This window comes from Streptomyces gilvus (assembly GCF_022513565.1).
Classification (GTDB): Bacteria; Actinomycetota; Actinomycetes; order Streptomycetales; family Streptomycetaceae; genus Streptomyces; species Streptomyces gilvus.
This window is the reverse complement of record NZ_JAKWBE010000002.1, coordinates 69372-87111: the sequence shown is the minus strand read 5'-3', so window position 1 is coordinate 87111 and position 17740 is coordinate 69372. Positions and strand designations below refer to the sequence as shown.

The following is a 17740-nucleotide window of genomic DNA, read 5'->3' as shown; positions in this document are numbered from 1 at the left end:
TCGTCCCGACACCCGCCCGGCTCGTCGCGGCGGCCGCCCTACACGTCGAGTTCCGCCCAGACGGCCTTTCCGGTGTCGGTCCACCGCACGCCCCAGCGCGTGGTGAGCTTGTGGACAACGTGCAGGCCGCGCCCGCCGTCACCGAGCAGCTCGCCGCGGCGCAGCCGCGGCCGGCCGTTGCCCGCGTCGCCGACCTCGCACGTGAGCCGGTGGCCGGCTTTGACCAGCCGTACCGTGACGGGCCCGGTGCCGAAGACGACGGCGTTGGTGACCAGCTCGCTGATCACCAGCAGTGTGCTGTCCCGGCCCTGGGCGCCGACGTGCCATCGCCGCAGCAGGGCGGCGACCAGCGTGCGGGCGCGGGCGGCGGTGTCGTCGGCGGCGGGCAGCCGCCAGGTCGCCGTGTCCCGGCTGCGACGTCCGGTCGTACGGGCGAGCAGCAGGGTCACGTCGTCACGCAGACGCCCCCGCGGGGCCAGCTGGGCGACCACGCGACGCGCGGCCTGCTGCAGATCGTCCCAGGGGTGCACCTCACGCACCGCTTCCTTCAGCCGTCCGATGCCCTCGTCGATGGGGCTCACCGGGTCCTCCACCAGACCGTCGGTGTAGAGGGCGAGGAGCGAACCGGGCGGTGCGGCGAACGCGTGCAGGTCGAACGGCTCCCGCACGGCGAACTCGGCGCCCAGTCCCGGGTGGGGCTGTGCCGTGAGGGTGGTGGCTGAGCCGTCCGGGTGAACGAGGATCGGGGGCAGATGCCCGGCGTTGGACATGACGACGCGGTGGTCGACGGGATCGTAGACCGCGATGCAGCACGTCGAGCCGAGCGCGCTGTAACCGGCCGCCAGGCCCGCGTCCGTGTCGTCGAGGAGGGTGACCGTCTCGTCGAGACGCTCCAGGACCTCGTCGGGGCCCAGCCCGGCCGACAACAGCGCGCGGGCCTCCATGCTCAGCTGGCCCATGGCGGCCGCGGCCCCCAGACCGTGCCCGACCACGTCCCCGACCACCAGCGCGGTACGGTCGCCCGGCAGCGGGAAGCTGTTCACCCAGTCCCCGCCGACGCCCGCGCTGTCGGGGGTGGTGGGCTGGTAGACGCTGGCGACCTCGATGGTGTCGCTGCCGGTCCGCGGCAGCAGCCGCCGCTGCAACGCCAGGACCTGGGCGTGCTCCCGCTGATGCTGGCGGGCCAGATCCACGTGCCGGGCGGTCTTGGCCACGAGTTCCTGCAGGTCGAGCAGCTCGCTGTCACGGAAGGGATGCTCCGGCCGCCGCCAGACCTCCGTCACCCCCAGCACGATGGGTCCCGGAGTGCCTTCCGGCCCTCTGACCACCAGCGGAATGCACGCCACGCTCGCGGGCAGGTTGCCGGGCACCAGAGCACGCACCAGCCGGGGATCGCCGAGCACCCGTTCGATCGCCGCGCGGTCGGGAATGACGATGGCCTGCGGCACGTCGTCGCGCGTCACCGCGCCGACCAGCAGACGGCTCGCCTCGCGGGGAAGGTTGTCCCCGCGCGTCAGATAGCCCTCGGGCCAGGCCCGGTCCGGCGCCAGGGCCGCCCGCCGCAGCCGGATGCGCTCGTGCGCCTGCTCGATGACCGCCTCTCCCGTCCACACGGCGAAATCGAAGTCGACGGCGGCCACGTCACCCCAGGCCAGCAGGGACTGGGCCAGGGACTGCGCCGTCTCGCCGATGTCCAGGGACGTCCCGATCGCGGCGGCGGAGGCGTACAGATGCAGCCGTCTGGCCATGGCGATCAGCGAGACCGTCAGCCCTCCCTGGGGCGCGGCGGCAGGCAGGATGCTCATCGAGACCACCAGCTCGGTGCCGTCGTCCCGCCGCAGACGCTGCACCCGGGCGACGTGTGCCTCCTGCGTATCGATGACGTTGCGCAGCCTCTGGGTGACGGTCGGTATGTCCTCGGGCGGCAGCAGCGCGGAGAAGGGAGTGCCCGGCGCGGCGGTGACGCCGGCGAAAGGGGTCGCATCCAGATTGCAGCTGGTGATGGTCAGATTCCGGTCGAGGTTGACCACCGCGAGGATCTGTTCCTGACCTCCGCCCTCCCGCCGCTCACCCGCGGGCCCCTGGCCGCGACGGGCGCTCCGGGAGCCGGTGGGGCGCCGGGCCGCCGTGGCTCCCGCTCGGGGGATGTAGTCCGCCAGGGCGCCGCTGACCACGTCGAACGGCGAATCCGGCGAAGAGGGGGATGTGGGGTCCATGAGGCTCACTCAGCTCGCTGACTCCGGCACACGCCGGAGAGGCAATTCCCGAGTACGTGCGTTCGAGCCCCGAGATCCCTTACCGCACACCTCCTGGATAGCACACAACGCCGTTCTCACCGTAGGGGCCCGATGTCTCCCGAGGAAATGATCTCCATGCGGCCCTAGTCTCGGTCCCGTCACCGAGGAGGCTTCTGATGCGCAACGTGACCTATTCGATGAGCATGTCGCTCGACGGCTACATCGTCGGACCGGACGGCCGTTTCGACTGGACGGCACCGGACCCCGACGTCTTCCGCTTCTGGATCGACGACATCCGAGACGTCGGCGTCCACCTGATGGGACGACGGTTGTACGAGACGATGCTGTACTGGGAGACGGCCGACCAGGATCCGACGCTCGGCGAGGCGGAGCAGGAGTGGACCGCGCTGTGGAAGCCGCTCCCCAAGGTGGTGTTCTCCTCCACGCTGCGGGAGGTTCAGGGAAACGCCCGCCTGGCGTCCGGCAGCGTGGCGGAGGAGATCGAACGGTTGCGGAACGAGCCCGGCGAGGGCGAGATCGCGATCGGCGGCGCCACCCTCGCCGCCGAAGTGGCCGCCGCGGGTCTGATCGACGAGTACCGGACCATCGTCTACCCGGTCCTCGTCGGCGGAGGCATTCCGTTCTTCCCCCGCCACGAACGCCGAGTTGACCTCGAACTCGTCGAGACCCGCACCTTCAACTCCCGATTCGTCTACCTCTGCCACCGGGTGGTGCGCTAACGCCGTCTCAGGCAAAAGGGGGGAAGGGCTCTGCGGCGCCACGCGCCGAACTCGAGCGGCCCCTGATCATGGCCGGGGGGTTCAACGTGAGCAGCACTCGGCTCCCCCTCTCGGCTCCCGGACCACCGAGCATGGCATGACGAAGACCGCGGAAGCCGCGGATCGACCGGGGGAGGACGGCGGCCGAGTCGGCGGCGTCGCTCCGTACAATCGCCACCGCTGCCCGCGGGGGTGAGGGGGAGGCGTTGTGATGGAGCGTTCGCCGACCGGCGGGCGAACCTGGCTCTACGACTTCGCCTGGCAGGGGCCCACACTGGGGGCCGCCCACGGGATCGACGTCCCGTTCGTCTTCGGCACCGCTGCGACCCGTCCGGCGGCCCGTCTGCTCGGCTCCCCGCCGCCCGCCGAGTGCGCCACCCTGTCCGAACGCGTCCGAGCGGCGTGGACGTCCTTCGCCGCCACCGGCGACCCGGGCTGGCCCCGCTTCACTCCCGACAGCCCCACCACCCGGGTCTGGGACACGCCGCCCAGCGACGTGCCGTACCCGCTGGAGGGTTCGAGGCGCATCTGGCAGGACCACCCCCGGTCGCGATAGCCGCGTGTGTCGCCCAGCCGCGTTTCCAGAGACTCGCCGAGGCCGCCGGTGCGCCCGTCGGCCGACTTGCCCTGGAGTGCGCTCCAAGTCGTAGCGTCGAAGACACAGCGGCGCACGAGGCCGGTGTCGACGGGGGCCTCACCGGGGCGCCGTCTCGTGTCCTTTGAACCACGCACGAACCACGCACGAACGAGTGCAGGAAAGGCTGGACCACGGCATGCAGAAGCGCAGTCTGCGGGAATTGCACGTATCGGCCATCGGCCTGGGATGCATGGGCATGTCCGCCTTCTACGGGTCCGCCGACCAGGAGGAGGGGATCGCGACCATACGACGGGCCCTCGATCTGGGGGTGACCTTCCTCGACACGGCGCAGATGTACGGACCGCTCACCAACGAGTCCCTGGTCGGCGAGGCCATCCGGGGGCACCGCGACGAGTACGTCCTCGCGACGAAGTTCAACTACCGCATGGACGACGCCGTACCGGGCGACATCAGCACGGTCGGTCCGCAGGACGGCTCGGCCGAACACGTCCGCAGTTCGGTCCACGGCTCCCTGAAGCGGCTCGGGACCGACCACATCGACCTGTACTACCAGCACCGGGTCGACCCGAACGTGCCCATCGAGGAGACGGTCGGCGCGCTCGGCGAACTGGTGGCCGAGGGCAAGGTTCGGCACATCGGGTTGAGCGAGGCGAGCGCGGAGACCATCCGGCGGGCCCACGCCGTGCACCCGGTCACGGCCGTGCAGAGCGAGTACTCGCTGTGGTCGCGGGACGTGGAGGCCGAGGTGCTGCCCGCCTGCCGTGAGCTGGGCATCGGCTTCGTACCGTACTCGCCGCTCGGACGCGGGTTCCTCGCCGGGCGGTTCACGTCGCCGGACGATCTGGACGTCGACGACTGGCGTCGCCAGAACCCCCGCTTCCAGGACGCCAACCTGGAGGCGAACCTGCGGCTGGCGGCCAAGGTGAAGGAGATCGCCGCCGAGAAGGACGTCACGCCGGCTCAGCTCGCCATCGCCTGGGTGCTGGCCCAGGGCGAGGACCTGGTGCCGATCCCGGGCACCAAGCGGCGCACCTACCTGGAGCAGAACGCCGCCGCGGTCGACATCACCCTGACCAAGGACGACTTGGCTCGTATCGAGGCGGAGCTGCCCGAGGCGGCGGGTGAGCGGTACGACGAGGCGGGGATGCGGTCCGTCAATCGCTGACCCGTGGACCGCAGGCGCCGGTTGGACGTCCGAACCGGCGCGGTGGGAGGTCCTTGCGGCTGGTGTCGAGGTGGGGGAGCCTCTCGTGCCGTGTGCCGCAAGGACCTCCGGCGCGCGGCTTCCGCGGCGGGGGGGGGAGTGCCGCGAAACCGCGCGTGAGGTGACCGGCTCCGTCACCAGGGGGGAGGTGCGGTCGCCGTGCCACTCGTCACGCGCATGCCCCGCTTTCGGATTCCTAACCCGACGAATGCGGGAAGAGTTGAATTGTGACCGGGCCCACTTCAGCCCCGTCCGGCCAGGGGGTCCTGGCGTCCTCAGTCCTCAGTGATCCGGACGATGGTGCGGCCCGGTCTCACCAGGCTGTTCCGGGAGCAACTCGGCACCACCCCGGCGCGGTACATCGAGTCCATCCGGTTCGACATCGCGAAGTCACTGCTCGTCCAAAGGCACACCGCGACCCAGGCGGCATCCCTGGCCGGCGTCCCGAGCAGCGGGCCGAGCAGTTCGCAGCAAAAGGGCTGTGAGCAGGCGAGGTTGCGGGAAGAATGGTCGTCATGACCCACGAAGGCTCCTCCATCGATCCGACCAAGCCCAGCATCGCCCGCGTCTACGACTACCTGTTGGGCGGCAAGGACAACTACGCCGTGGACCGGGAGATCGGCGACGTGTTCAAACGCGACCTGCCCGGCTCGGTGGCCATCGCCTTCGCCAACCGCGCGGCCCTGACCCGGGCGGTCAGGGAGATCGCGCGGACCACGGACGTACGGCAGTTCATCGACCTGGGCAGTGGCCTGCCGACCGCCGACAACGTCCACCAGGTCGCGCAGCGCAACGCCCCCGACTCCCGGGTCGTGTACGTCGACATCGACCCCCAGGTGCTCGTCCACGGCCGCGCGCTGCTGGAGAACAACGAACGGACCCGCGTCGTGGCGGTCGACGTGCGCGACCCCGACGGCATCCGCACCCACCCCGACACTCTGGATCTCATCGACTTCACCCGGCCCGTCGCCGTGATCCTCAGCGCCATCCTCCACCACGTCAACGACGACGAGGACCCGGCCGGCATCGTCCGCTACTGGCGCGAACAGGTGCCCTCGGGAAGCTACTTCTTCGTCAGCCACTTCCGCTCCGGCAACAACGCGGAGACCGTGGAGGCAGAGAAGGTCCTTCAGCAGACCTTCGGCCGGGGTCGCTGGCGCACCGACGAGGAGATCGCAGCCCTGCTGGACGGCCTGGAGATCCTCGACCCCGGGATCGTTCCCGCGTCCCTGTGGCGACCCGACGAGAGCGACGGCCCGTGGAACGGCGGCCAACGCGAACTCACCGTCTGGGAACACCTCATCGCTGCGGGGCTGGCCCGCAAGGCCTAGCGGTGATCGCCGGATGTGAGGCCGTCACCCGAGCCAACGGGCGGCGGCCTCGTAAGTGGTGGCCGGGGTGCTGTTGAAGGCGATGGCCGCGTCGGGTGCGTGTCGCCGGATCAGGTTGACCACCTGTTCCAGGAGTTCGGCCTGATCGTCCGAGTGCCGGAAGCCGCCGCCGATGACGACGCACTCCCACGGCCGGGCTCGCAGCGCGTTCTCGACGACCGCCGTCACGTCGTCACTTCCGTCAAGGCCGACGAGGCAGGTCTCCACGCCCACGCCGTGCTCGGCGAACTCGGCCAGTCCCGCCTCGATCGCCTTGGCCACTGGTTCGGGGTCCCACGGCCCCGGCACTCGGTAGGGATCAAGGCCGATGACGAGGACGCGGGGTTCGGCCGGAATGTCCATGTGCGGACGATACCCGCTCAGCCGTGGGTGGGTGCCGATCCACTGGGGTGGGCCTGCCCTGCCCTCTCTGGGGCAGGCCCACGGTTCTTCGCCGCTCTGTTCCTGTCAGGCCGGCTGCCAGGAGAGGATCGACCGGTACTGCGACTCGATGCCGCCCGCCGCGATGACGCTCGACGGAACCTGGGCCGACCCGGTGATGGCGTGGTTGTCCTTGATCAGGACCTTCTTGTTGTCGTAGTCGGACGGACCGTTGGGCCAGTAGTTGCCCTCGATGTCCGTGGGGTCGTACGTGCCGTCGCCCGCCGTGTAGTTCACGTGCTTGCTGCCCCACGGCGAGACGTTGATGTTCCACACCGCGTTGCCGAGGATCGAGACGTAGGTGGCGCCGTTGTCGGTGTACAGGACGTGGCCGCCCGAGGTGTTGAGCTGGTCGTGGACGACGTTGCCGACGACCTTCTCACCGTTCGCCATCGAGGTGCCGGTGATGCCGTTCGTGTAGACGGCGCCGCCGTCACCGAGCAGCGACATGTGATCGTGGATCAGGTTGTACGAGATCGTGTTGTTGTTCGAGTAGTTGGGCTGTGCGGGCAGGCTCACCTTGTCGGGCCAGCCGCCCCAGCCGATGGAGATGGCCGTGTAGGGCACGTCATCGATCTGGTTGTGGGTGATGGTCGAGGTCTCGATGTATCCGGCGTCGATGGCGACCCCGCCGTGGTACTCGGTGGCGGTGTCGTAGAAGTGGCTGTCCTTCACGGTGATCCCGCTGGTGTGCTGTGCCGCGCTGCTGGGCTGGGGGATGTCCACGCCGCCCAGGTCGAGTCCGTTGCCGGAGATGTCGGTGAACACGCAGGCGGTGACGGTGTCGTTCTGCGAGCCGTTGCCGAGATCCAGTCCGGCCGCGCCGAGATGGACGAAGTAGTCGTGGTCGAAGTGGATGCTGCTGTCGTAGGTGAACCGCACCGCGCCGGGCATCTTCGTCCAGTTGCCGTACGGGCAGGTGCCGCCCGACACGAAGGTGCACAGTCCCTGGGTGGCGTAGCCCGTGGTGCCGGTGACCTGGTAGGTCGCCTGGATTTCGGAGAAGCCCGTGCCGGTGTTCGAGGTCGAGTAGTTCGCGTAGCTGAACTGGATGCCCTGGAAACCGATGTGACCGGGTTCGTCCGAGGCCTTGCCGGCGGACGCCACGAGTGTGTCCAGCGAGGGTGCCTCGACGTCCGCGGTGGTCAGGTCCTGTCCGGAACGCGGGATGTAGTAGAAGCGGTGCTCGGTCTTGTCCAGGTAGAACTCACCGGGCTTGTCGAGGAGTTCGTAGGCGTTCTCCACCGCCGTCGGCGCCTCGGTGATCGATTTGCGGCCGACGAGGTTGTAGGTACGGCCCGAGTCGTCGGTGCGCATGACCCGCTGGGTGGAGTTGTTCCAGCAGGGCTGGGCCATGGTGATGGCGGTACTGGTGACCGAGGCGACCGGGCAGCGCGGCTCGGTCCACAGTCCGAGTCCGCCCCGGTAGACGAACTCGATCGCCGACCGATTGCGCCAGCCGGCCATGGGGTCGCCGGACGCCGTGGTGTATCCGGTCGCCGTCTGGGTCACCGACACCGGCAGAGAGCCCGTGGCGCGCTGGGCGCGTACGCCGTTCACGTACAGCTGCCGGGTGTCCAGGCCGCTGGGGGCCGGGGCGGACCAGATGCTGCTGTCGGCGCTGGTCCGCGACCAGCCGGTGACCTGGACACCGCCGCTGATGACCGGGCTCTGTCCGGCTGCCGCCTTCCACCAGACGGTGCCGGCCGTGCCGCCGCCGGAGTCCGCGGAACTGAAGGTGAGGGTCTTGGTCAGCCGGTAGACGCCCCCGGCCAGCGTCACGGTGACCGGACCTGACGTCGACTTGTCGATCGACCGGACCGCTGTCTGTGCCTTGGTGACGGTACGGAAGGGGGCGTCGGCGCTGGTCCCCGGGTTGCTGTCACTGCCGCTGGGCGAGACGAAGTAGGTGACCGCGGTCGCGGCGTGCGCGGGTGCGGTCAGCGCTCCAAGGGACAGGACTGCGCAGAAGAAGGCCGCGAGAACTCGGTAAGACCCGATGAATAAGACGAGGGGTCCGGCGGGTCTCGCGGCATGCGTCTGTTCTCTTGTCAAAAACATGCAGGAAAGGTAGGGGCAGGGCAGTGAGAGGTCAATGACTGCGGCGCAGATACATCGGACCAATGATGTGGTTCCGTCGGCGGCCTGCTACACCCGCGCCGCCGACGGAACCGCCGGGCTCGACCCCGGCCCTCAGGACGGCTGTTCAGGCGGTGAACGTGTGGATACCGGAGCCGACCCGGTACACGGCGCAGCCGTCCTCCAGGCGCACGAACGTGCCGTGGGTGTGGGTGACCTTCGCCGGGTCCGACGTGGGGATCCAGACCTCGGCCGTCGTGTTCGGCGGCACCTCGCAGGTCAGGGTGAAACGGCCGGACCGCGACCGCCAGCGGGTGGACACGGGCCCGTAGACCGAGGTGAAGGTGGCGCGGGCGGAGGTGACCGCGCCGCCCGGGCGCGGGCGGACGACGATCTCCCGGTAGCCGGGCCGGCCCGCCGCGATGCCCGCGATGTTCGTGTACATCCACTCGCCCACCGAGCCGTAGGCGTAGTGGTTGAAGGAGTTCATGCCGGCGTCCTGGAAGCTGCCGTCGGCCCGGATGGAGTCCCAGCGCTCCCACATGGTGGTGGCGCCCCGGTCGATCTGGTAGCCCCAGCTGGGGTACGAGCGCTGCTGGAGCAGACGGTAGGCGACGTCGGTGTGTCCCGTGTCGGTGAGGACGGGCAGCAGCCGGGGTGTGCCGAGGAACCCGGTGGACAGGTGCCAGTCACGGCCCTCGATCAGTGCCACCAGCCGGTCGGCCGCCGCCTTGCGGGACGCGTCCGGCAGCAGGTCCATCGAGAGGGCCAGGACGTACGCCGTCTGTGTGTCGCCGCGCACCCGGCCGTCGGAGGTGATGTAGGCGTTCTGGAAGGCCGTTCGTATCCGCCCGAAGAGGTCGCGGTACGGCTGGGAGTCCTGGCCGAGTTCGGTGGCCATCCGGGCCGCGAGGTCCGCGCTGTGGGCGAAGTAGGCGGTGGCGATCACGTCCTTGGGGGTGTCGTCGTCGAGGTTCAGCCAGTCGCCGTAGCCCTCGGCCGGGCGCAGCAGGCCGGTGCTGTGCTGCTCCAGGTAGGTGAGCCAGGCCCGGACGGACGGCCAGGCATCGGCGAGGACCTGCCGGTCGCCGTAGGCCTGGTACAGGGCCCAGGGGACGGTGACACCCGCGTCGCCCCAGCCCGCCGTGCCGCTGCCGAGGGTGCCGACGGCGGGGGCCACGTCCGGGAAGGCGCCCGCCGAGGTCCGGGAGTCCCGCAGGTCGACGAGCCACTTGGACAGGAACCGCGCCGACTCCATCGTGTAGGCGGCGGTCGGTGAGAAGACGTTGATGTCGCCGGTCCAGCCGAGCCGTTCGTCGCGCGCGGGGGTGTCGGTGGGCACGGACAGGAAGTTTCCGCGCTGCCCCCAGGTGATGTTGTGGTGCAACTGGTTCAGCATCGGCACGTCGGTCTCGAAGTCGAGGGTGAAGGGGGCGTCCGTGTGCATGACCCGCCCGGTGACGGCCTTCGCGCCGGGGGTGCCGGGATACCCCGTCACCTCCACGTACCGGAACCCGTGGGAGGTGAAACGGGGTTCGTAGACCTCCTCGCCCCCGCCCTTGAGGGTGTACGTGTCCGTGGCCGCCGCGCTGCGCAGGTTCGCGGTGTAGACGGTGCCGTCCGGGTTGAGCACCTCGGCGTGCCGCAGCCGGACGGTCGTCCCCGCGGCACCGGAGACCCGCAGCCGCACCGAGCCCACCATGTTCTGCCCCAGGTCGAACACGAAGACGCCGGGCTTGGGCTGAGTCACCGCCTTGGGCGTCAACTCCCGTTCCACGCGCACCGGTCCGTCCACCTGGGCGACGATCAGACCCGGTCCGATGTCGCCCTCGCCGCGGACCGCGAGCCAACTCCCGTCGTCGAAGCGGGGCGAGGTCCAGCCGGGGGTCTCCTTGCGTGCGTCGTACGTCTCGCCGTTCAGCAGGTCGGCGGCGACGATCGGACCGGCGGCGGCCCGCCAGTCGGTGCCGGAGGTGACGCGGTCACTGGTCCCGTCCGCGTACTCGACCTCCAACTGGGCCAGAAGTGCCGGGTGCGGTCCGTACTGGCCGGGCCCGAACATGCCCACGTTGCCCGCGTACCAGCCGGGGGCGAGGTAGGCGCCGATGGCGTTGGCGCCCGGTCTCAGCAACTCGGTGACGTCGTACGTCTGGTACTGCACCCGCGTGCGGTAGTCGGTCCAGCCGGGGGCGAGTTGGTCGGTGCCCACCCGGCTGCCGTTGAGGTGGGCCTCGTAGAGGCCGAGCGCCGTGGCGTACAGACGCGCGCGGACGACCTTCTTGCGCGGGAGGCGGAAGGTGTGCCGCAGCTGGGTCACGGCGTACGACACCGGGACGACCCGCCCCCAGGGGCCGGAACCCCAGGCCGCCGCAACCCTCGCCGCCGACCAGGCGCTGTCGTCGAAGCCCGACTGCCGCCAGCCGTCCGCCGGTTGCTGGTCGATGGCCTTCCACGAGCCGTCGGTGAACACCTTCCGCTCACCGGAGGCGGTACGGACCACGAGGACGGCGAGCAGCCCTGCCGGGCCCACGGTCGCGTTGGTGGCGGAGACGGCGACAACGTTTTCCCCCGCTCGCACCTGGTCGAGCACGTCGATGACGGCGGGGCGGCGCCAGTCCTCGTTGTCGGTGTCGAGGTCGGTGTGGGCCACCTCGACGCCGTTGACCGAGACGGCGTAGACGTTGTCGGCGGTGATGGCGAGCGTCGCCGACGTGATGGCGTCGGGCAGGTCGGCTCTGCCGCGGAACCAGCGGGTGGCCGCCGGAACGCTGCTCGTCGGGTCGCCCTCGGGGAACCAGATCCAGGAACCGCCCTCGAAGGACGGCGCGTCGGTGAGGCTCGCCGGGGCGGAGATCCAGTCGGCGGTCCACTGGCCGGTGTCCATGAGCCCGGTCTCCCACCACGAGGGCTCGCTCCAGGCGGACACCCGGCCGTCGCCGTCCCAGACCCGCACGGACCAGTGGTAGCGGGTGCGGGGCTCGAGGGCCGGTCCCGCGTACGGCACGAGCACCGAGTCGGCGGAGTCGACCTTCCCGCTGTCCCAGACGTCCGGACGGGCCAGTCCCGAGACGCTGGTGGCGACCCGGACCTGGTAGGCGCTCTGCCGCACCCCTGTTTTGTCGGCGGTCAGCGGCCAACTGAGGCGCGGGCGCGGGGTGTCGACGCCCAGGGGGTGGCGGACGTACTCGACGCTGGGCCCGGTCACGCGCGGGCCGGCGGTCCTCGCCGGTCCGGACCCCGGCGCGGCCACGGCCGAACCGCTGTCGACCGCCGCCGCGGCGACCACCGCGGCGGCGGTCGCGAGAATGTTCCTCCTGCTGATCACCACGACTCCTCACACACAGGCAAAGGAATGAATCGATTCAAACGGGAGAGGCGTGGCAAACCTAGAACCGGGTGAGGCGAGGGTCAATCGTCCTGCAACGCTTTTTCACACGTGGGCATTTCACGATGACGCACGGCATCAGCGACAGAACGGACGACGGAACCGGGCACTTGAACGGTTTCAATCCGTCCGTCGGCCCCACTCGTTCGAGAGACATAGCGCACAACCACGGCAGAACTCGCCGATGTCGGGGTATCCGAGTTCGCGTAGGAGCCCTCCGGCGCATTGTTGCTGTTTGACAATAGTAGCCGTGCGGCAACAAAGTAAGCGGGTCGGACGTACGCGGGAAGGACCTGGAATGCTCCGGTGGACGGAGGTCACTCCGTGTGCTGGTCACCGACGTCGAAAGCCGACGGTGACACATGCGTCGCGAACGACGGTTCAGGCGGTACGGCTGCCCGAATCCGCGACGTCGTCGTGTATCTGCGTCGCCGCGGCGGCACAGAACGCTTCCAGTCCCTCCAGCAGCGCGACCCGCTTGGCGGCGGGCATATCCCGCAGCACCGTCTGCAGCTCCCTCTCCCGGCGGGCGCGCAGGTCGGCGAGGAAGGCGCGGCCCCGGTTGCTCAGGTGCAGCCGCACCTCGCGCCGGTCCTCCGCGCTCACCTCCCGCTCGACGAACCCGGCGGCCACCAGCCGGTCGCACAGCCGACTGGTGGAGGGCGGGGTGGAAGCGAGGGACTCGGCGAGTGTGCGCAGCCTGATGCCGTCCTGGTGCTCCAGGATGTGCAGCACCCGCAGCTGGGACGCGGAGGTGGGCGCCGTCGAGGCCCGGCCCCACACGACCTCCAGCAGCTCAACGGCCGTGGTGGTCACACGCGCGACCTCATCGGGCTCCGGGGGGCGGCGGAAGGCAGTCACGATCACTCTCTCGCAGGCACTGGGGTGCCTGTCAGCGTACTAGCCGCGGGCCCTGGCCACCGAGACTACGGTCCGCCCGACGCGGCGCACCCGGCAGCTCGGCCTTGCGCGTGAACCAGGTCGTCCGGCGAAGGATTGGTGTTTCACTCATCATGAAAAGATTTGTGGCCGCTGAACGCGCTCTGCGTACAGCGGCGCCCCACGAGTTGCTCGACGCCGTACGCGCCGCGCTGCTCGAGCAGTACGACGCGCAGAACGTCGAGTTGTTCCTGGCCGACTACGGACTGACCGTGCTGCGGCCCGTGTCGGTGCCGCCGCACACACCGGAGCCGGTGTCGGTGCACAACAGCCCGGCCGGCCGGGCCTTCGGGTCGCAGCGCCCCTATCTGGAGGAAGGGCGGACCGGACCAACCCGTCTGCATCTGCCGGTCAGTGTGCGCGGCGACCGGCTCGGCGTGCTGTCCGTGACCCTGGCCGGCAGTGACGTCGCCCGCCAGTGGGAACCCGAACTCGCCGAGATCGCCAATGTGCTGGGACACGAACTGATCGTGGCCGAGCGCGACACCGACCTGTATCTGCAGGCGCGGCGCAAGGACCGGCTGACCCTGGCCGCCGAGATGCAGTGGCAGCTCCTGCCCGGCCGTTCGTGCTCCCGGCCCGAGTACGACCTCGCGGCCCAACTGGAGCCCGCCTACGCCATCTTCGGGGACAACTTCGACTGGTCGGCCACCGCCGACCACCTGATGCTGTACGTCACCAACGGCATGGGTGAGGGCATAGAGGCCTCCCTGCTGACCAACCTGGCCATCAACGCGCTGCGCAACGCCCGCCGTGCGGGCATCTCCATCGCCGACCAGGCGGCCCTGGCGGACCAGGCCATCTACGCCCACTACCAGGGGCGTTGCTACCTGTCGGTCCTGATGTTCGACTTCGACCTGACCACGGGCCGTACCGTCGTCGTGGACGCGGGCTCCCCGCGGCTGCTGCGACTGCGCAACGGCAGCGTGGAACCCGTCGACTTCGACGCCCAGCTTCCCCTGGGCATGTTCGAGGAGACCGACTACGTGGCGCAGGACTTCCAGGTCGAGCCCGGTGACCGGCTCGTCTTCGTCAGCGACGGCGTCCATGCGGTTGCCTCTCCGAAGGGGGAGGCGTACGGCGACGAGGCTCTCGCCCGGGCCGTTCAGGCCACCCGGCTGCTGCCTGCCGCCGAGGTGCCGCGCGCGATCCTGAGGGAGCTGACCGGACATCGCGGTGGAGCCGTGCCGGACGACGACGCACTGGTCGTGTGCCTGGACTGGCGCGGCAGGACGCTGGGTTGACGGTCCACCCGACCGCCAGGCGGCGGCAGGCGGTGTTGTGGGGCGCGTACGCGCCAGCTAATGTTTGTCATGCGGCAACAATTGCCTGATGGTCTGCCGCTCGGCGGGTCGCAGCCTCGCAGCAGGGAGACGATGCAGGTGGCGGAGGAGAACACGGCTTCCGGGGCGGCGGACGCACTGGCCGACTTCCTGCGGCGGCGCCGTGAGCAGATCGCTCAGCGGTGGGCCGACGCGGCCCTGTTCCGTACGGTGTTCACCGTCGCCCGGGACGAGGCGGTGGAGGCGTCCAAGGCCGTCCTGGACGCGCTGGCCGAGGTGGCGCGCTCCGGACGGCTGGAGGATCTCGCGGCTCCGGGTTTCACCGCCGTCAGAGAGCAGCTCGGCCGGATGTCCGCATCCCGGGGCCGGGCCGGATTCACCACCGCACAGATCGACAGCGAGGTGGCCGGCCTGCGCGCGCCGGTCATCGCCCTGCTGCGAGCCGAGTTCGACGCTTCCGAGGAGCCCGCGCATGAGTGCGCCCTCGCGCTGACGGCCCTGATGGGCACGCTCCGCCTGGTGGTGCTGGAGACGACGGTGAGCGCGGGCGAGCAGGTGATCGCCCGGCAGCACGAGCAGCTGCTGGAGGTCGCCACCCCGGTGATCAAGCTGTGGGAGGCCGCCGAGATGCACTGGCAACTGCTGCCCGGAGGCGGCTGCGCCCGCGAGGAGTACGTCATCGGCGCCCACCTGGAACCCGCCTACGCCATCGGTGGCGACAACTTCGACTGGTCCACCGGCGCGGACCACCTCGTCCTCACCATGACCGACGGCATGGGACAGGGCATCGACGCCTCTCTGCTCACCAGCCTCGCGGTCAGTGCCCTGCGCAACGCCCGCCGCGCCGACATCTCCCTCGCCGACCAGGTGTGCCTGGCCGACCAGGCCGTCTACGCCCAGTACGGCGGCAAGGTCTACGCCTCCACGCTGCTGCGGTTCGAGCTGGCCACCGGCATCGTGTGCGCGGTCGACGCGGGTTCGCCCCAGCTGTTCCGCCAGCGTGACGGGCGCACCGAGCAGATCGAACTGACCGCGCAGCTGCCGCTGGGGATGTTCGAGGAGACCCTCTACGAGGAGCAGACGTTCCAGGTCCGGCCCGGGGACCGTCTCATCGCCGTCAGCACCGGGGTGCACGGTACGCGTTCCGCCGTGGGCGATCTCTTCGGTGAACGTGCCCTGCGGCAGGTCCTCAGTGCGACCCGTCCGACGACACCGCACGAGACGGCGCGCGCGATCGTCGCCGGGCTGGTCGAGCACTACGGCAGCAGCGATCTGGCCGCGGATGCCGCGGTGGTCTGTCTCGACTGGAACGGTCCCCGGGGCTGAGGTCTCACGGGGAGTCGTCGCCTTTCTTGTCGGCGCCTTCCTGAGCGGTCAGGAAGGCCCGGATGCCCCGGCTCAGCGCCGTCCGCTCGCCGGGCTTCATGGCCGCGAGAACCACGACGAGCGCCTGGGATCTGCGCGCGGCCACTTCGCCGAGCACCTGCCGGCCGCGGTTCGTGAGGAGCAGTTGCACCTCGCGTCGTTTGTGCGGATGCAGGAGACGCTCCAGCAGGCCTGCCGCCTCCAGCCGGTCGCAGAGCCGACTGGCGGTCGGCGGCCCTATGTCCATGCCCTCGGCCAGAGCGGTCAGATTGAGTCCCGGTTCCGCTTCCAGGATCCGCAGGGCCCGCAACTGGTGCGGCGACAGCCGCAGGCTGGCTCCCTGGGCGGCCACCGACCACAGGTCCGCGAGAGCGTCCACGGCATCGGCGATCTCCAGCGCGATGGACCGCGGATCATCTCCTGATCCGTTCGACCGGTCGTCCCCCGAGCCACTGAGACGAGTCACGCCCACATCACTTTCAGTAACCACCTGCCCATGCGGATGCCACCCTCATTGAACGCGGTACCCGAAGAGCCGTCGAGCAAGCACCTCCTGATCGTCTCTTGCTACTTCCGCACATGCTGTCAGGCGGGCTGGGATGTCTCCTGCTCGTCCTGCGGGGCGGGCTCGGCGGTTTCCGGGGTGGTGTAGAAGACGGAGCGGCCTTGCTTGGTGCGCTGGGCGTGGTTCCTGGCCACCAGTCCCTCGAGGGTGAGGCGCACGATCTTGGTCTTGATGTCCCGCTCGGGGTGCAGTTGTTGCAGCGCGGTGGCGACCTCGGCGGCGGAGCGGGGTTCCTGCTGGCCGGCCAGGTGTTCGCGGACCAGGTCGACGAGTTTGGGCGGGGCCGACGGCGCGGTCGGGGCCGGGGCGGAGGTCTTCTTGCCTGTCTTGCGGGCGGAAGCGGTGGACTTGGTGGCTCGCGCCTGCTTGCCCTTCCCGGACCCGGCGGCGGTCCTCCTCTTTCGGGGAGCGGGCACCGTCGCGGTCTCGGGGGCCGGCTGAGCGGGAGCCGCCGGGACACCGAGGGCCTGCTGGATGTTCACCAGGACGGAGTGGTCCTCCTGCAGGGCGCTCAACTGAGCCTGCAGTGCTTCGATCTCCTCCTGGACGCGCTCCTGTTCCTTGAGGTTGCGTTCGAGGTCGCCTGTCACCTGTGCGCTGTAGTGCGACGTCAACTCGCTGTTGCCGGCAGTGGTTTCGGACATCGTGCTCACACTCCTTCGCGGGGCGTCACGGTCGACTGGAGACAGGCCGTGACGTGTGCGGAATCCAAACGCGTGTGCTGTTCATCCTGGTGCTGCGTGAGCAGCAGTCGTTACTGCCGCACAGCTGTGTTCAAGCGATAGTACGGAAGACATGTGCTTCGTCGTCCACCACTGGCTGAAATCCAGCAGAATCCAAGCCGGGTGTCGAGAACGTCCGACCGGCTCCGTCCCAGGGACACGAGCCGCCGGAGGGCCGGTTCGTCGGCACCCACCACAGGAGCGAAGACATGGACCAGCACCGGATCACCGAGATCCTGAACCGGCCGATCAGCCAGGAACTACTGGCCCGCGACCTGACCCGTCTGGCCTATGTCGCCAAGGACGGAACACCCCGCAACATTCCCATCGCGTTCACATGGAACGGTTCCCAGATCGTGCTGTGCACCACCAAGAACGCCCCGAAGCTCCCTTCCCTGCGCCACAACCCCCAGGTCGCGCTGACGATCGACACCGAGGTGCACCCGCCCAAGATCCTCCTCATCCGCGGGCATGCCGAGCTGGACGTCGTCGACGGCATCCCTGAGGAGTATCTGCGGATGAACGGCAGCTACGAGATGACACCCGAGCAGCGCGTCGAGTGGGAGGCCGAGGTGCGGTCGCTCTACGACGGCATGGTCCGCATCGTCGTCACCCCGACCTGGGTGAAGCTCATCGACTTCGAAACGACCCTCCCCACAGCGGTCGAGGAACTGATGCGGCAGCGCGCGGAACGACAGCGAACCTGACACTGCCCCGGCCGGCATGACCTGCCCCGCGTGATCACCTGCCTGCAGCTTCCCGACCGCGGTCGC

The 17740-nt window shown here is 69.7% G+C and carries 15 protein-coding genes; 7 read left to right on the top strand and 8 right to left on the bottom strand.

The window, feature by feature from the left end:
• Window positions 1-38 precede the first annotated feature (38 nt).
• Window positions 39-2216: a SpoIIE family protein phosphatase gene (locus tag MKW14_RS04555; protein ID WP_240859042.1), complete on the bottom strand. Its 2178-nt coding sequence runs from the start codon at window positions 2214-2216 to the stop codon at window positions 39-41.
• A 197-nt stretch (window positions 2217-2413) separates the two neighbouring features.
• Between MKW14_RS04555 and MKW14_RS04550 the strand changes: the two genes are divergently transcribed.
• From MKW14_RS04550 to MKW14_RS04540, 3 genes are all read left to right on the top strand, one after another.
• The gene (locus MKW14_RS04550) at window positions 2414-2977 is read left to right on the top strand and encodes a dihydrofolate reductase family protein (protein ID WP_240859040.1); all 564 of its coding nucleotides are present in this window, start codon (window positions 2414-2416) and stop codon (window positions 2975-2977) included.
• A 250-nt stretch (window positions 2978-3227) separates the two neighbouring features.
• A complete protein-coding gene (locus tag MKW14_RS04545) occupies window positions 3228-3572 on the top strand; it encodes a carboxylesterase/lipase family protein (RefSeq protein WP_240859037.1) in 345 nt (114 codons plus the stop codon).
• Window positions 3573-3789: 217 nt separating this feature from the next.
• Complete coding sequence (locus MKW14_RS04540; RefSeq protein WP_240859035.1) at window positions 3790-4779, top strand: aldo/keto reductase; 990 nt, start codon at window positions 3790-3792, stop codon at window positions 4777-4779.
• A 314-nt stretch (window positions 4780-5093) separates the two neighbouring features.
• On the opposite strand, the gene MKW14_RS41490 is transcribed toward MKW14_RS04540, so the two are convergent.
• Window positions 5094-5342 carry a hypothetical protein gene (locus MKW14_RS41490; RefSeq protein WP_374116534.1) on the bottom strand — a complete coding sequence of 83 codons (249 nt, stop codon included), beginning with the start codon at window positions 5340-5342 and terminating at the stop codon, window positions 5094-5096.
• On the opposite strand from MKW14_RS41490, the gene MKW14_RS04530 reads away from it, so the two are divergent.
• Window positions 5334-6149: an SAM-dependent methyltransferase gene (locus MKW14_RS04530; protein WP_240859033.1), complete on the top strand. Its 816-nt coding sequence runs from the start codon at window positions 5334-5336 to the stop codon at window positions 6147-6149. The two genes, MKW14_RS41490 and MKW14_RS04530, sit on opposite strands and share 9 nt — an antisense overlap.
• Before the next feature lie 24 nt (window positions 6150-6173).
• Here the strand turns inward: MKW14_RS04530 and MKW14_RS04525 are convergent, their stop codons facing one another.
• The 4 genes from MKW14_RS04525 to MKW14_RS04510 all read right to left on the bottom strand — a co-directional run bounded on the left by MKW14_RS04525 (window position 6174) and on the right by MKW14_RS04510 (window position 12909).
• Entirely contained in the window at window positions 6174-6551 is a 378-nt protein-coding gene (locus MKW14_RS04525) for a hypothetical protein (protein ID WP_240859031.1), read from the bottom strand.
• A gap of 105 nt (window positions 6552-6656) precedes the next feature.
• Window positions 6657-8690: a right-handed parallel beta-helix repeat-containing protein gene (locus MKW14_RS04520; RefSeq protein WP_240859030.1), complete on the bottom strand. Its 2034-nt coding sequence runs from the start codon at window positions 8688-8690 to the stop codon at window positions 6657-6659.
• A gap of 145 nt (window positions 8691-8835) precedes the next feature.
• Window positions 8836-12033, bottom strand: coding sequence for an alpha-L-rhamnosidase (locus MKW14_RS04515; protein WP_240859028.1), 3198 nt, complete (start codon window positions 12031-12033; stop codon window positions 8836-8838).
• A gap of 441 nt (window positions 12034-12474) precedes the next feature.
• Entirely contained in the window at window positions 12475-12909 is a 435-nt protein-coding gene (locus MKW14_RS04510) for a MarR family winged helix-turn-helix transcriptional regulator (RefSeq protein WP_208778237.1), read from the bottom strand.
• A gap of 197 nt (window positions 12910-13106) precedes the next feature.
• On the opposite strand from MKW14_RS04510, the gene MKW14_RS04505 reads away from it, so the two are divergent.
• Together MKW14_RS04505 and MKW14_RS04500 are read left to right on the top strand one after the other, a co-directional pair.
• A complete protein-coding gene (locus MKW14_RS04505; protein ID WP_240859026.1) occupies window positions 13107-14276 on the top strand; it encodes a PP2C family protein-serine/threonine phosphatase in 1170 nt (389 codons plus the stop codon).
• Between the two features lie 138 nt (window positions 14277-14414).
• A complete protein-coding gene (locus tag MKW14_RS04500; RefSeq protein ID WP_240859025.1) occupies window positions 14415-15641 on the top strand; it encodes a PP2C family protein-serine/threonine phosphatase in 1227 nt (408 codons plus the stop codon).
• 4 nt (window positions 15642-15645) lie between these two features.
• On the opposite strand, the gene MKW14_RS04495 is transcribed toward MKW14_RS04500, so the two are convergent.
• Both MKW14_RS04495 and MKW14_RS04490 read right to left on the bottom strand, forming a co-directional pair.
• The gene (locus tag MKW14_RS04495; protein ID WP_240859024.1) at window positions 15646-16146 is read right to left on the bottom strand and encodes a MarR family winged helix-turn-helix transcriptional regulator; all 501 of its coding nucleotides are present in this window, start codon (window positions 16144-16146) and stop codon (window positions 15646-15648) included.
• A 119-nt stretch (window positions 16147-16265) separates the two neighbouring features.
• Window positions 16266-16889 carry a hypothetical protein gene (locus tag MKW14_RS04490; RefSeq protein ID WP_240859022.1) on the bottom strand — a complete coding sequence of 208 codons (624 nt, stop codon included), beginning with the start codon at window positions 16887-16889 and terminating at the stop codon, window positions 16266-16268.
• Window positions 16890-17176: 287 nt separating this feature from the next.
• On the opposite strand from MKW14_RS04490, the gene MKW14_RS04485 reads away from it, so the two are divergent.
• Window positions 17177-17674, top strand: coding sequence for a pyridoxamine 5'-phosphate oxidase family protein (locus MKW14_RS04485; RefSeq protein WP_240859021.1), 498 nt, complete (start codon window positions 17177-17179; stop codon window positions 17672-17674).
• Window positions 17675-17740 lie beyond the last annotated feature (66 nt).